Origin of the sequence: Streptococcus parasanguinis CC87K (genome assembly GCF_000507765.1) — a bacterium.
Classification (GTDB): Bacteria; Bacillota; Bacilli; order Lactobacillales; family Streptococcaceae; genus Streptococcus; species Streptococcus parasanguinis_J.
Genome location: NZ_KI669403.1, coordinates 82448 through 97325, shown reverse-complemented (window position 1 = coordinate 97325; position 14878 = coordinate 82448). Strand labels below are relative to the sequence as shown.

General features: G+C 41.6%; 12 protein-coding genes. All 12 read left to right on the top strand.

Annotation, left to right across the window (positions count from 1 at the left end; translation table 11 throughout):
• The 12 genes from HMPREF1195_RS08630 (at window position 1) to HMPREF1195_RS08575 (ending at window position 14770) form a co-directional block, all read left to right on the top strand.
• Window positions 1-786, top strand: coding sequence for a LicD family protein (locus tag HMPREF1195_RS08630; RefSeq protein ID WP_023919863.1), 786 nt, complete (start codon window positions 1-3; stop codon window positions 784-786).
• Window positions 787-803: 17 nt separating this feature from the next.
• A complete protein-coding gene (locus tag HMPREF1195_RS08625; RefSeq protein WP_371106568.1) occupies window positions 804-1529 on the top strand; it encodes a WecB/TagA/CpsF family glycosyltransferase in 726 nt (241 codons plus the stop codon).
• A complete protein-coding gene (locus HMPREF1195_RS08620; protein WP_023919857.1) occupies window positions 1504-2589 on the top strand; it encodes a glycosyltransferase family 4 protein in 1086 nt (361 codons plus the stop codon). The genes HMPREF1195_RS08625 and HMPREF1195_RS08620 overlap by 26 nt, the downstream gene beginning before the upstream one ends.
• On the top strand, window positions 2586-3680 hold the full coding sequence (gene wecB, locus HMPREF1195_RS08615) for a non-hydrolyzing UDP-N-acetylglucosamine 2-epimerase (protein ID WP_023919856.1): 1095 nt from the start codon (window positions 2586-2588) through the stop codon (window positions 3678-3680). The genes HMPREF1195_RS08620 and wecB overlap by 4 nt, the downstream gene beginning before the upstream one ends.
• Window positions 3680-4645, top strand: coding sequence for a glycosyltransferase family 2 protein (locus tag HMPREF1195_RS08610; RefSeq protein ID WP_023919854.1), 966 nt, complete (start codon window positions 3680-3682; stop codon window positions 4643-4645). The genes wecB and HMPREF1195_RS08610 overlap by 1 nt, the downstream gene beginning before the upstream one ends.
• 23 nt (window positions 4646-4668) lie before the next feature.
• Window positions 4669-5814, top strand: a complete 1146-nt coding sequence (locus tag HMPREF1195_RS08605; protein ID WP_023919852.1) for a hypothetical protein — start codon at window positions 4669-4671, stop codon at window positions 5812-5814.
• 1 nt (window position 5815) lies between these two features.
• Window positions 5816-6523 (top strand): IspD/TarI family cytidylyltransferase, encoded by a 708-nt coding sequence (locus HMPREF1195_RS08600; protein ID WP_003012971.1) that lies wholly within the window; start codon window positions 5816-5818, stop codon window positions 6521-6523.
• 1 nt (window position 6524) lies between these two features.
• Complete coding sequence (locus tag HMPREF1195_RS08595) at window positions 6525-7550, top strand: zinc-binding dehydrogenase (RefSeq protein WP_023919850.1); 1026 nt, start codon at window positions 6525-6527, stop codon at window positions 7548-7550.
• Window positions 7551-7556: 6 nt separating this feature from the next.
• Window positions 7557-8969 carry a flippase gene (locus HMPREF1195_RS08590; protein WP_023919848.1) on the top strand — a complete coding sequence of 471 codons (1413 nt, stop codon included), beginning with the start codon at window positions 7557-7559 and terminating at the stop codon, window positions 8967-8969.
• Window positions 8970-8980: 11 nt separating this feature from the next.
• On the top strand, window positions 8981-10078 hold the full coding sequence (gene glf / locus HMPREF1195_RS08585; RefSeq protein WP_023919846.1) for a UDP-galactopyranose mutase: 1098 nt from the start codon (window positions 8981-8983) through the stop codon (window positions 10076-10078).
• A gap of 15 nt (window positions 10079-10093) precedes the next feature.
• On the top strand, window positions 10094-11146 hold the full coding sequence (locus HMPREF1195_RS08580) for a glycosyltransferase (RefSeq protein ID WP_023919844.1): 1053 nt from the start codon (window positions 10094-10096) through the stop codon (window positions 11144-11146).
• Window positions 11147-11290: 144 nt separating this feature from the next.
• Entirely contained in the window at window positions 11291-14770 is a 3480-nt protein-coding gene (locus tag HMPREF1195_RS08575) for a GBS Bsp-like repeat-containing protein (RefSeq protein ID WP_023919842.1), read from the top strand.
• Window positions 14771-14878 lie beyond the last annotated feature (108 nt).

Sequence of the window (14878 nt, the reverse complement as noted above, 5' to 3'; positions counted from 1 at the left end):
GTGAGTAAAGTTAGACAGATTCAATTAGGAGAACTATCCTTATTAGAAAAGTATATTGAGATTTGCACAAAACACAATCTTCGATACTATGCTTTAGGGGGCACTTTATTGGGAGCCATTCGTCACAAGGGCTTTATCCCTTGGGATGATGATATGGATTTGGGCATGCCTAGAAAAGACTATGAAAAGTTTCTGGAAATTTGCCAAAACGAATTACCAAGCAATGTCATCTTGAGAATCCATGATGATAATTTAGGCAATACATCGATCATGGATACCTCGCTTCAAATTGAATTTGGTGGGGTTGTGTGTAGTCCTTTTATCGATGTGTTTCCTTTAGATGGTTACCCATCAGATGGCTTCCACTATTTCTTACACACCAATAAAATTAAGTATTATCGTGCCCTTTCCAAAATATCTGTCATCAATCGATTGCACAATCGCGACCGAGGTTTCTTTGAAAATTCAATTGTGAAGGTTTCTAAGATCCTTCACCTAGACAAATTACTAAATACTGAAAAAATCAATCAAAAGTTACAAAATACGATTAAAAAATATGACTTTGAGACAAGTGATCTCGTGGGAAATGTCTTAGGATCCTATCGCGAGAGAGAATTGGCCTACAAAGAGGTATTTGGGGAGCCACAACTCCTTGATTTTGAAACTATTAAAATCAGTGGTCATGCTGATCCGGATGCTTATCTGACAAAGATCTATGGCGATTATATGAAGTTGCCAGAAGAGTCAGAGCAAAAAGGTCACTTTGAATCCACTTGGGGAGAATAAGCTTGAAAAGTTTTACAATGATGGGGGTCAGAATTGACCCTTTAACAATGGCAGAAACCGTTGCTGCTACAGAAAAATTTGTACGAGATAAAAAACCACTCCATTTGATGGGGGTCAACGCAGATAAGCTCAATCAGTGTGCGACAGACGAAGCCATCAAGAAGATAGTTAATGAATCTGAAATCATTAATGCAGACGGTGCTTCTGTTGTTCTCGCAGCGCGCTATTTGGGCTATTCTGTACCAGAGCGCGTGGCAGGCATTGATTTGATGCAGGAATTGCTCCATTTGGCCAATGAAAAAGGCTACTCTGTCTACTTCTTCGGGGCAAAAGAGGAAGTCTTGACAGATATGTTAACTATCTTTAAAAAGGATTATCCGAATCTCCGAGTAGTGGGGCATCGCAATGGCTATTTCTCTGCTGAAGAGGAAGAGGCTATTCAAGAAGATATTCGTGAGAAGAATCCAGATTTTGTCTTTGTCGGCATTACCTCTCCTAAAAAAGAGTACTTGATCCAGAAGTTTATGGACAATGGAGTCAACTCTGTCTTTATGGGAGTGGGAGGAAGCTTTGATGTCCTTTCAGGACATATCAAGCGGGCACCTATGTGGATGCAAAAGGCCAATCTGGAATGGTTATTCCGTGTGGCCAATGAACCAAAACGCCTCTTTAAGCGCTATTTTGTAGGAAATGCCACTTTTATTAAGAGAGTAGTACATGAAAAACGGAAAGCAAAAAAATAATATTCTGCACATTTCGCGGACCATGGATATCGGTGGGGCAGAGCGCATTGTCTATCAGTTGGCGACAGACCTCAAGGATGAATTTGACCAGGTTCATGTTGCGTCTACTGGTGGATTGTGGGAAGAAAAACTAGCAGAGAATGGGATTCAACACCATCGGATTCTAGATGTCGATAGCAAACAGCCAGCTACTGTCCTCAAGATTCTTGCTAGTCTTTCCAAGATCATCAAAGAAAATGAGATCACTATTGTTCACACCCATCACCGGATGGCTGCTTTCTATATTCGTTTGCTGCAGATGCGCCATCCAAAATTGATCCATGTCTATACAGCCCATAATGTTTTCAAGGATAAATTACCACTTTATAAATTCGCCCTAGGAAAGGCTCGAACGGTTGCTGTCAGTCAAGCTGTCCAGGGAAATATCCTTAATGATGTAGGGTCAAAAAACTCTATTGTGATTTATAATGGAGTGAAAATGAAACAAAGTGAGCATACAGTAAATGAAATTACTCAGTGTGACGGTATCAAAATAGGCTGTATCGCTCGCCTGTCCGAACAAAAAGGGTTACCCTATCTGATCCAAGCCATGTCACTTGTGACAAATCCAAGTGTATCCTTGTTTCTTATCGGTGACGGAGAATTAAAAAATGATTTGATAAATCAAACAAAAGAGTTGAATCTGGAAGAAAGAATTCATTTTTTGGGCTACCGTAGTGACGTGGTAGAGTGTATCAATAGCTTTGACTTTTGTGTTCTTCCATCGATCTTTGAAGGATTTGGATTGGTTGCAATCGAGGCCTTTATGAACGGCAAAACGATGATTGCAACAGATATTCCAGGTGTGAACGAAGTGGTGAATTCTGGCAATGGGATCCTCGTCCCAGCTGAGGATCCGCAGGCCTTAGCTCAAGCAATTAAAAAATTGGCAGAGGATCCTGAGAAAAGAGCCTCTTTAGCTGCTCGAGCAAAAAGAGATTATGATAACAAGTTTAGCTATCCGATCTTTTTAGACAACTATCGGAACTTTTACCAATCGATGAGGAAGGGTTCAAAATGAAAAAAGTAATGTTAGTGTTTGGGACGCGTCCAGAAGCCATTAAAATGTGTCCTTTGGTCAATGAACTCAAACAACACGATACCATTGAAACCGTAGTCTGTGTAACAGGGCAGCACAAGGAAATGCTGGACCAAGTGTTAGACGTTTTTCGTGTTGTTCCAGACTATAATCTAGGCATTATGAAGGCCAATCAAACATTATTTACCATCACGACCTCTATCTTGGAAAAAATCCAACCGGTATTAGAAGAGGAAAAACCTGATATTGTCCTCGTCCATGGAGATACCACAACCACCTTTGCAACAGCTTTGGCGGCCTTTTATATGGGCATCAAAGTGGGGCATGTGGAAGCAGGGCTTCGGACTTACAATCTTCAAAGCCCATATCCTGAAGAGTTTAACCGTCAAGCTACTTCCATAGTGGCAGATTACAATTTTGCTCCAACCCAGGTTTCAAAAGAGAATCTTCAAAAAGAAGGTCGGACCAATATTTTCGTTACAGGAAATACTGTTATTGATGCCTTAAAAACTACAGTCCAAGAAGACTACGACCACCCTATATTGGAATGGGCAAAAGGAAGCAAGCTCATCATGTTGACGGCCCATCGTCGCGAAAATCTTGGAGAACCTATGGAGCACATGTTCCGTGCGGTCAACCGGATTTTAGAAGAGTTTGAAGATGTCAAGGTGGTCTATCCTATTCACAAAAATCCAAAAGTCAGAGAATTGGCTAGCAAGATTTTTGGAGAGAATGAGCGAATGAAAATCATTGAGCCCTTGGAAGTGATTGATTTTCATAATTTCATGAACCAAAGCTATATGATCTTGACGGACTCAGGTGGCGTCCAAGAAGAAGCGCCTTCTTTAGGGAAGCCCGTCCTTGTCATGCGCGATACGACAGAGCGCCCAGAAGGTGTGGCTGCAGGGACTTTGAATTTGGTCGGAACAGAAGAAGAAAACATCTATCGCAACTTCAAACTCCTTCTGGAAGATCAAGATGAATACGAAAAGATGAGCCAGGCAAGTAATCCTTATGGGGATGGAACAGCTTGTCAACAGATTGTAGAAATTATCATGAAGGGATTAGCATAATGGAAAAGGTTTCGATTGTCATACCGGTCTATAATGTCGAGGAGTATTTACAGTATAGTGTCGGTAGTCTTAGACAACAGACCTATTCAAATATCGAAATCATCCTGGTCGATGATGGCTCAACTGATCGATCAGGAGAAATTTGCGACCAGTATGCTCAGGAAGATGACCGTATTCGAGTGCTCCATCTTCAAAATGGGGGAATATCTTATGCCCGCAACAACGGTGTAAGAGTGGCAACAGCTGATTGGATCATGCTTCTAGATTCAGATGATTATTATGATCGTAGAACTGTTGAATATTTAATGGGATTGAAAGACCAGTATAATGTTGACCTTGTATCGACCCCGGTCATTGAAGTCAGAAATCATGAGGACAAAGATTTTTCAGGAGATCTAAATGAAAAAAGTTCAAGGAAATTAGATCGTCATACAGCCCTCAAAGAAATGTTCTATGGTCACCACGTTGGGACCCATTCAGGAGGTAAACTCTACAAGAAAGAGATCTTACTCCAACATCCCTATCCAGAAGGAATGATTTATGAAGATTTGGCCATTGCCTATGAGCATATTGCAGCTTGTAAGGAGATTGCTGTAAGCAATCTTAATCTTTATAAATACTATCGAAGAGCGGGTAGTACAGTCAATTCGAAGTATAGCGATCGGCTCTTGGATTTCTACAAGGCCATGGAATGGAACAGAGCCTATGTCGAGAGAGACTATCCTGATGATCCGGAAATGAAAAAAGCGCTCAATACCCGCTATGTCTTTAATGGATTTCATGTGGTTCATGCTATGTTAGGTTCTCATATGTACAAAGAAATCAAAAAAATTCGTCGAGATTATAGTCATTATTTTGGAACGATAGTGCTGGATAAACATATTACAACAAAAAACAAGCTAAAATATGTGCTATTTTTATGTTCTCCAAGATTATATGATATTGTTAGGAAAAAGATAGGATAGTTTAGGTATACCTAGGTAAACAAATGAAAATAAAAATTAAATTATCAGAGTTGTTGTATTTTTTAGCTTTCTTTATTTGGTTGCTCTTTAATTTCATAGCTCAAACAAATTTGGTCAATAAGTACCCTAACATATATAGATATCGGATAGTTGCTATGGTGGCTTGTATCCTTATACTTTTTGTCAAACTAGTATTAGAAAAAACCAAAAGTAGATTTTTATTTTTCTTTCTTTTGATGATTTGTTTGGCACTGGCAATTGGTGTTACAACCCATAAATTATTTGACGGACTAACCATCATTTCGACTATTTTGTTAATTATTTCCATTCAAAATGTGAGCTTTAGAAAAATATTGATTCTCTGGTCAAGTTCAATTTTTATATTTATGCTTTTTGTTTTTATGGGATTAAAAGTAGGATTTATAGAGAATACTTTACGAATTCAATTGGGTGGTAGGCTTCGTTTAAGCCAGGGGTACCAATATGTTAGTCTTGGAGCGAATTATTTATTTCATTTCACTCTAGTTTATCTGTATTTGCGAAGAAATAGAATTACATTTTTTGAAACACTCCTTCTTGGATTGGTGAACTATTATTTTTATGTCAACACAGATACAAAATCGGCTTTTTATCTTTCGATTGTAGCATTAGCATTGGTTTACTTATTTAAAAATAAGGTGATTGATCAAAAAATACTGAATAGAACTGGTCACATTGTCCTAACAGCAGGAATGGTTATCCCGATTCTTTTGACTTATTTTTATAATGCAAATAGCAGATTTCTTCAAACGTTAAACATTGCCTTAACCGGGCGACTAAGTTTAGGAAATAAAGCGATGTCCTTATATGGGGTACATCTATTTGGACAAAGAATTGATTGGGAACTTCAACAGAGAGCAACATCAGTTTTTGATAACTACTTATATGTTGATTCCTCTTTTGTAAATATCTTATTGCACTATGGAGTAATACTATTAATCGTTATTTGGTTCAGTTATTATCGATTAATTAAGAGAGGATATTTCAACACAGTTGAAACACTTGTGTTTGTTGTATTGATTATTCATTCAATGTTTGATCCACAATTTTTTGAATTAATGTATAACCCATTATTGTTATTGATTGGGATTGCTTGGAGTGCGGATAGGTATAAGTATCAGGAGGTTTAAAATGATTTATGCAGGAATTTTAGCAGGTGGGACAGGCTCACGGATGGGGATTACGGATATGCCCAAACAATTTTTGGATTTGGGTGGACGTCCTATTTTAATCCACACGGTTGAGAAGTTCTTATTGGTCCATGAGATTCAAAAGATTGTATTGGGGATTCATCCGGACTGGGTGACCTATACGGAAGATCTGGTAGACAAGTACTTGTCTTCTTATAAGGACCGGATCTTGGTTGTAGAGGGAGGAAGTGACCGCAACTCTACCATCGAAAACATCATCCTGGCTATCGATGAGCTGCAGCCTTTGACAGATGAGGATATTATTGTTACGCATGATTCAGTTCGTCCTTTTGTTAGTCTAAAAACCATCCAAGAAAACATTGAACTAGCTAAGAGCCATGACGTTGTGGATACAGTGGTCGAAGCAACCGATACCATTGTTCAAAGCTTGGACAATACCTTTATCACGGATATCCCTGAGCGTCAATACCTCTATCAGGGTCAAACCCCTCAAACCTTTAAAATGAAAGACTTTCTTGCCTTGTATCATGACTTGAGTGATCAGCAAAAAGAAGTCTTGACAGATGCCTGCAAGATCTTTGTCATCAATGGTAAAAAAGTTGCTCTTGCAAAAGGGGAATATTCTAATATTAAAATTACGACGATTACAGATTTGAAAATTGCACGCGGTATGATTGAGGACAATTAATATGTTGAACCAAATCTTTCAGCTGACCCAGCCGAAAAATATTACCATCAAATACCAAGAAGAAGACATGAGCCGTGGAGACAAGGTGTTAATACGCCCTTATTACATGGCTATTTGTCATGCGGACCAACGTTACTATCAAGGGAAACGGGATCCTAAGGTGCTTAAAAAGAAATTACCCATGGCCCTGATCCATGAGTCGTCTGGTATCGTGGTAGCGGATCCTACGGGAACCTATCAACCAGGACAGATTGTGGCCATGGTTCCCAATCAACCTCCTCATCAAACAGAGGGTGTCTTCTTTGAAAATTATTTGGAGGGGACGCACTTCTTGTCTAGTGGCTTTAATGGTTTTATGCAGGAAGTCGTTGCCTTGCCACTGGATCGTGTAGTGGCTTATCCAGAGGAAGTTCGGGGCCCTGTGACAGCCTTAGCGGAATTTAGTAGTGTTGCCATGCATGCCATTCATCGCTTTGATCTCATTGCCCATCAACGAAGAGAGTCTGTTTTGATTTTAGGAGATGGGAGTCTTTCATATGTGGTTGCGACTTCTTTGCACTATCTTTATCCAGAGCTGAAGATTACAGTTGTTGGGCGTAATAGTGATAAACTACAATTGTTTAATTTCATTCATCAGGCCATTTTAACCAGCGAGTTGACAGACGATCAACGGTTTGATCACGCCTTTGAGTGTACTGGTGGCCAAGGAAGTGAACCGGCCATCAATGACATTATCGATCATATCAAGCCCCAAGGAACTGTGATGTTAATGGGGGTTAGTGATAACCGGGTCGCAGTTAATACAAGAGATGTACTTGAAAAGGGCTTGACTTTTGTAGGATCTTCTCGCTCAGGTCGTGAGGATTTTGAGCGGGCTGTAGAGATGCTGGCTAATCGTCGGGTCCAAAGCCGTTTGAAAAACATTATCCACGTTGATGGAGAAGTTCAAACCATTCCAGATATTCATCGAGCTTTTGCGACGGATTTGATCACACCGTTTAAAACGGTCTTCAAGTGGGGATTGTAGACAGTCATGAAAGTGTTAAAAAATTACGCCTATAATCTCTCCTACCAGTTGCTGGTGATTATCTTACCGATTATTACCACTCCGTATGTGACGCGGGTCTTTAGCTCGAATGACTTGGGGACCTATGGCTATTTCAACTCCATCGTCACCTATTTTATCCTTTTGGCGACCTTGGGAGTGGCTAACTACGGGACCAAGGAGATCTCAGGACACCGCAAAGACATTCAAAAGAATTTCTGGGGGATTTATACCCTCCAGTTAGGAGCGACATTTGTGTCCATCCTACTCTATGTCTTGCTGTGCTTGGCGCTTCCTTCCATGCAAAACCCTGTTGCCTATATCTTAGGGCTCAGTTTGGTTTCAAAGGGACTCGATATCTCCTGGCTTTTTCAGGGGTTAGAGGACTTCCGCAAGATTACGGTTCGGAATATCACGGTCAAACTGGTTGGAGTCATCTCCATCTTCTTGTTTGTCAAATCTGCTAATGATCTGTATCTCTATGTATTCTTACTCACTATCTTTGAGCTCTTAGGTCAGCTCAGTATGTGGCTACCTGCTCAGGAATTCATTGGGAAAGCCCATTTTGATATGGCCTATGCACGGGTGCACTTAAAACCGGTCATTCTGCTCTTTTTACCGCAGATTGCTATTTCCCTCTATGTCACCTTGGACCGGACCATGCTGGGAGCTCTCGCCTCTACAAAGGATGTAGGGATTTACGACCAGGCCTTGAAATTGGTTAATATTTTGCTGACCCTTGTGACGTCTTTAGGAAGTGTCATGCTTCCGCGCGTGGCGAGTCTCTTGGCTTCCGGAGATCACAAGGCTGTTAATAAAATGCACCAAATGTCCTTTTTGATCTATAATTTGGTCATTTTCCCAATCATTGCGGGTATGCTGATCGTCAACGATGACTTTGTTCGATTCTTCTTAGGGAAGGATTTCCAAGATGCTCGCTATGCCATCGCTATCATGATCTTCCGCATGTTCTTCATCGGATGGACCAATATCATGGGGATTCAAATTCTCATCCCACATGATAAGAACAAAGAATTTATGCTGTCGACCACGATTCCTGCTATCGTCAGTGTCGGGTTGAATGTGCTCTTCTTACCTCATTTTGGTTTTATCGGTGCAGCCATTGTATCCGTCTTAACAGAATCCTTGGTATGGCTGATTCAACTGTACTATACCCGTCATTACCTCAAGGAAGTTCCAATTATCGGGTCTATGACAAAAATTATTTTCGCATCTGCTCTGATGTATGGCCTCTTGCTCCTTATAAAACCATTCCTACATTTCACCCCTACCCTGAATGTACTCGTGTATGCGGTGCTTGGTGGGATCATTTATCTGATTGCTATCCTATCTCTGAGAGTGGTAGATGTGAAAGAATTAAAACAAATATTTAAGAAATAATGGAGTCTACTATGTACGATTATCTGATTGTTGGTACTGGTTTGTCTGGAGCCATTTTCGCACATGAAGCTACAAAACGTGGTAAAAAAGTAAAAGTGATTGACAAGCGAGATCACATCGGTGGAAATATCTACTGCGAGGAGGTTGAAGGCATCAACGTCCATAAGTACGGTGCCCACATTTTCCATACCTCCAACAAAAAAGTGTGGGATTATGTCAACCAGTTCGCTGAATTCAACAACTATATCAACTCACCAGTAGCTAACTACAAGGGCAGTCTGTACAATCTTCCCTTCAACATGAATACTTTTTATGCTATGTGGGGCACCAAGACTCCTCAAGAAGTCAAGGACAAGATTGCCGAGCAGACAGCTGACATGAAAGATGTTGAACCGAAGAACTTGGAAGAACAAGCTATCAAATTGATCGGTCCAGATATCTACGAAAAGTTGATTAAGGGCTACACTGAAAAACAATGGGGGCGTTCTGCCACAGATCTTCCACCATTTATCATCAAACGTCTACCAGTTCGTTTGACCTTTGATAATAACTACTTTAATGACCGTTACCAAGGAATTCCAATCGGTGGTTACAACGTCATCATTGAAAATATGTTGGGCGATGTAGAAGTAGAACTTGGTGTTGACTTCTTTGCCAATCGTGAAGAGCTAGAAGCTTCAGCTGATAAAGTTGTCTTTACAGGAATGATTGACCAGTACTTTGACTACAAACACGGTGAGTTGGAGTACCGTAGTCTTCGTTTTGAACACGAAATCTTAGATGAAGAAAATCATCAAGGGAATGCCGTGGTCAACTACACAGAGCGTGAGATTCCTTACACTCGGATCATCGAGCATAAGCACTTTGAGTATGGTACACAACCCAAGACAGTTATCACACGTGAGTACCCAGCTGACTGGAAACGTGGGGATGAACCCTACTACCCAATCAATGATGAAAAGAACAACGCCATGTTTGCCAAGTACCAAGAAGAAGCAGCAAAAAATGACAAAGTCATCTTCTGTGGACGGCTAGCAGACTATAAATACTACGACATGCACGTGGTTATTGAGCGTGCTCTAGAAGTCGTAGCAAATGAGTTTGATTAAGAGAAACGATAATCTATGAAATACTACTTAAAAGAAGAATTCCTGCATGATGTCAACGCAAAGAACGCAGGAAATAAAGCACGCAATGACGTAGAAAGTATTGTGAAAGAAGAAGGCTATCATCCCTTGGTCCTTTCTGTCGACAATTGGTATCAGATGAGTACCCTTGCGGCTCAACGCCATAAGGCAAAGGCTTTTGGTCAAGCCTTGGATCAACTAAAGCAAGGAGATGAGTTGCTGATCCAGTTTCCAATGCTTCACCATAGTTTTTTCTCAACCCATTTGGTTAAAAAAGCACAAAAAAGAGGGATTAAAGTCTATCTCTTGATTCATGACCTAGAAGTGCTTCGCCATGCCAACATGACTTCACTACCTTTAAAACACAGAATTCGGATGTACCTTCAAGAAGCAAGTTTTCTCAAAGCAGCTGATGGGATCATCGCCCACAACCCGGTTATGAAATCTGTGTTGGTGGATAAAGGAATTGCGGAAGATAAGATTGTCAGCCTTGGCATTTTCGACTATTTGATTCCAAATTTCCAAGAGAAAAGTGGCCAAACAAAAGACCAGCCGATGATTGTGGCAGGTAATTTGGCCCAGGAAAAAGCTGGTTATCTCTATGGTCTTCCTGCAGAACCTGCCTATAATCTCTATGGTGTTGGTTTTGATGAAAGTAGAGCTTTAGAGAATGAAACTTACTTTGGATCCTTCCTACCGGATGAGCTTCCTGCAGCCCTTGAGGGTGGTTTTGGGCTTGTCTGGGATGGGGATAGTGCGGAAACCTGTAGTGGTGTCTTTGGCGAGTACCTTCGCTACAACAACTCGCACAAGGCTTCGCTTTATTTAGCATCGGGTTTCCCGCTGGTGGTGTGGAAACAGTCAGCCTTGTCTCACTTTGTGCTTGAGAAGGGCTGTGGGATTGCAGTGGAGTCTCTTCATGACTTGAAGGAGACAATCGACAATCTTTCAGATGCCGATTACCAAGATTTGGTAGACAATGCCAAGCATGTTGGTCAGGAAATCCGAGATGGTCACTATTTAAAGACAGCCTTAAAGCATTTATCATAAGATCAAAAGAAGTCAGACAGACTTCTTTTTTAGTTTTTCAAAAAAATATCACTAATTTTAAAAATTTGCCTTATAAAACTTTTCATCGCTGAAACCGTGTGGTAAAATGATTAACGTATAAAATTTGTATAAAGGGAAGTTTATATGAAAAAGAAAGATCTTATTTTTTATGCCGGAGCGGCAGTCTTGATGGCTGTTTCTGCTCAGGGAGTCCGTGCAGATGAGCTGGTTTCAAACGAGGCCGCTACTACTGAAGGCAACCAAGTCCAAGCTGAAAAAGCGCCAGAAGTAGCCGTTGCTGAAAAGTCGGTAGCACCTGTCGCAAGCAACTATGCAGCACCAGCAAATGTGACTGAACAGTCTGTAGCACCTGCGAGCAAGGTCGCGGCTTCAGAAAGTGGAACCTCATCTGTAGAGAAAGCTACAGAAGTATCGACTACTGAGAAAGAGGAAACTCCTCTTCCGTCTGATGCAGGAAGCACGACCTTCTTTAACACAGGCGCTCACGCTCCTGCTGGTCGCTCAACAGATGTAGCGGTTCAGCCAAAATCATTCGTTGATGTGAGTAGCCATAACGGAGACATTAGTATAGGCGACTACCGTACCCTAGCTAATAAAGGTGTAGGCGGTGTCGTTGTCGTTGTCAAATTGACAGAAGACACTTGGTACAAGAACCCGAATGCGGAGAACCAAATTCGTAATGCACAAGCTGCGGGTCTGCAAGTATCGACCTACCACTTCTCACGCTATACTTCTGAGGAAGCAGCGCGTGCAGAAGCACGGTTCTATATCGCAGCAGCGCAACGCTTGAATCTTCCAAAGAACACCCTCATGGTCAATGACTTTGAGGATGCCAAGATGCAGCCAAACATTAACCGCAACACCCAAGCTTGGGCGGACGAAATGCGTAAAAATGGCTACAGCAACTTGATGTTCTACACCAGTGCTAGCTGGTTGGATGAAAACAATCTTCGCAAGAAAGGTCCTGTCAACACCGCTCAATTTGGCCTTCAAAATTTCTGGGTTGCCCAATACCCTTCTCCAAAATTATCTGTAAATGATGCGAAAAGTTTGCGTTACAATGGGAAAGCTGGCGCCTGGCAGTTCACTTCTCAAGCGGAATTGCTTCCAGGAAAACACCTCTTTGACCACAGTGTAGACTATACCGGTCGCTTTACAGCGAACGCAAAACCTGCAGCGGATCCAACAGAAGGCAGCTTAAGTGGGAAGATTGACATTGTCAATAACGATACTATGACGGGCCGCTTTGACGTTGTCATTTCAAATGTCAAGGCACCAAATGGAGTTCGAACCGTTTCTGTACCGATCTGGTCAGAAACAGGCGGTCAAGATGACCTTGTTTGGTATACAGCCAATCGTCAAGCAAATGGGACCTATACCGTCAATGTAAAAGCAGCGGACCATAAAAACTCAACCGGTCTTTACAATGTCCATCTTTACTATGTTCAGAATAATGGACAAATGACGGGTGTGGGCGGAACAACGACGACAGTAGCCATTGGAAAGAAAAATCAGACACCAGTATCAGCTGATTTGACTATTGCAAAATCAGAAAAAGACGGTACCTTCACCATTACAGCTAAGAACCTTCAAGGCTTCGATGGCTACAAGGAAGTGAAGATTCCATTCTGGTCTCATGCGAATGGCATGAAAGACATCATCTGGTACACTCCAAGTCGTCAAGCAGATGGTTCTTATACCGTAACAGCCAAAGCCAGTGACCACGAAAATGCTGATGGCAAGTATGAAGCACAGGTCTTCTATGTGGATGCCCAAGGTCAAAACAAATTTGTGAAAAAGGCCTTTATCGATTATACGGCGACAAAACCGGCCAATGCTGTCGCAGCTGATCTGACCATTACAAAATCAGAAAAAGACGGCACCTTCACCATCACGGCTAAGAATCTTCAAGGCTTCGATGGCTACAAGGAAGTGAAGATTCCATTCTGGTCTCATGCCAATGGGATGAAAGACATCATCTGGTACACGCCAACTCGTCAAGCAGACGGTTCTTATACTGTAACGGCCAAAGCCAGTGACCACGAAAACGCTGATGGCAAATACGAAGCGCAAGTTTTCTATGTGGATGCTAACGGACAAAACAAGTTTGTCAAGAAAGCCTTTATCGATTACACAGCTTCTAAACCATCTGCTGATCTGACCATTACAAAATCAGAAAAAGACGGCACCTTCACCATCACAGCTAAGAACCTTCAAGGCTTCGATGGCTACAAGGAAGTGAAGATTCCATTCTGGTCTCATGCCAATGGGATGAAGGATATCATCTGGTATACTCCGACTCGTCAAGCAGATGGCTCATATACTGTAACGGCCAAGGCTAGTGACCACGAAAACGCTGATGGCAAGTACGAAGCGCAAGTTTTCTATGTGGATGCTAAAGGCCAAAACAAGTTTGTCAAGAAAGCCTTTATTGATTACAAAAATCAATCTCGTCCAACCGGCACTCTCTTGATCCAAAACAACAATAAGGATACAGGAACATTTGATGTTATCATCAAGGATGTCTACAGCCCTAAAGGGGTGCAGACTGTGCAAGTCCCTACTTGGTCTGATAAGGATGGCCAAGACGATATTCGCTGGTATGAAGCAACACGCCAAGCGAACGGAGATTACAAGGTATCAGTCAAAGCAAGCGATCACAAGAACTCTACTGGTAAGTACCATGTTCACCTTTATTACATTCAAAATGATGGATCTCGGATCGGTATTGGTACCACTACTACAGACGTAGAAGTTAGAAATGCCATGACCAAGACGCAAGCTGCTATCAAGAATGTCAATGCAACGAACGGGACTTATACAGTAGCTGTAGATCAAGCACCTCAGGGACGTCAGATTAAGAATATTCGTGTCGCAGCTTGGTCGAAAGCGCACCAAGAAAATCTTTACTGGTATTCCGCAACGCCGACAGGTATGCACACAGAGATCACTGTCTCTGCCAATAATCACGGTAATGAAGCGGGCAACTATACCACTCACGTCTATGTAGACTACAAAGATGGGGGAGTTGAAGGTTTTAACCTCGGTCAGACAGCCTTGTCTCCACGAAATCAAAAGGTGAATCCACAAACAACCTATTATTCTCAACGGGATCCTCGTTGGGCTGGGAAATATTACGGTGTGAGCAATGTCGATCAGTCAGGTTGTGTGCCAACCTCTCTTGCTATGACCTTTACAGATATCCTAGGTAGAACTATTTTGCCAACAACAGTAGCTGATTATCTCTACAACAATACTGATTCATTCAACAAAGGTGAAGCAGGAACAGATTCTGATGGGATTGTAGCTGCCACTCGTAACTGGGGATTGAAGAGCCAATTGATTAATGGAGCTGGAGGCATTGCAGAAGCCCTCATGGCTGGCAAGCATGTACTTGCTGCAGTAGGTAATAGCCAATTTACTAGTGATCCTTATACTCATGAATTGGTCTTGCATGGTTATGATAATGGAAGAACCTATGTTCGCGATCCATATAATAGCGGCAACAACGGCTGGTACTCTATCAATTATCTTCACTCTATTAAGAGTAAGGACCCGATGGATAACAAGCTTGGAGCACCTTTCTTCTCAATTTTTGCATAAGCTAATCAGAAGGCCAATCTGGCCTTCTGTTTTCTTTAAAAATAGGATTCTTCTCACGATATTGTTTCTTGATCCGGCGGTTTGTGCTATAATACTACTATGTGGGTA

Excerpts from the sequence above, each read along its gene's own strand:
- wecB (WP_023919856.1), top strand. The coding sequence starts at position 2,586 with ATGAAAAAAGTAATGTTAGTGTTTGGGACGCGTCCAGAAGCCATTAAA.
- HMPREF1195_RS08595 (WP_023919850.1), top strand. The coding sequence starts at position 6,525 with ATGTTGAACCAAATCTTTCAGCTGACCCAGCCGAAAAATATTACCATC.
- HMPREF1195_RS08590 (WP_023919848.1), top strand. The coding sequence starts at position 7,557 with ATGAAAGTGTTAAAAAATTACGCCTATAATCTCTCCTACCAGTTGCTG.
- HMPREF1195_RS08575 (WP_023919842.1), top strand. The coding sequence starts at position 11,291 with ATGAAAAAGAAAGATCTTATTTTTTATGCCGGAGCGGCAGTCTTGATG.
- HMPREF1195_RS08580 (WP_023919844.1), top strand. The coding sequence starts at position 10,094 with ATGAAATACTACTTAAAAGAAGAATTCCTGCATGATGTCAACGCAAAG.
- glf (WP_023919846.1), top strand. The coding sequence starts at position 8,981 with ATGTACGATTATCTGATTGTTGGTACTGGTTTGTCTGGAGCCATTTTC.
- HMPREF1195_RS08605 (WP_023919852.1), top strand. The coding sequence starts at position 4,669 with ATGAAAATAAAAATTAAATTATCAGAGTTGTTGTATTTTTTAGCTTTC.
- HMPREF1195_RS08600 (WP_003012971.1), top strand. The coding sequence starts at position 5,816 with ATGATTTATGCAGGAATTTTAGCAGGTGGGACAGGCTCACGGATGGGG.
- HMPREF1195_RS08625 (WP_371106568.1), top strand. The coding sequence starts at position 804 with ATGATGGGGGTCAGAATTGACCCTTTAACAATGGCAGAAACCGTTGCT.
- HMPREF1195_RS08620 (WP_023919857.1), top strand. The coding sequence starts at position 1,504 with ATGAAAAACGGAAAGCAAAAAAATAATATTCTGCACATTTCGCGGACC.
- HMPREF1195_RS08610 (WP_023919854.1), top strand. The coding sequence starts at position 3,680 with ATGGAAAAGGTTTCGATTGTCATACCGGTCTATAATGTCGAGGAGTAT.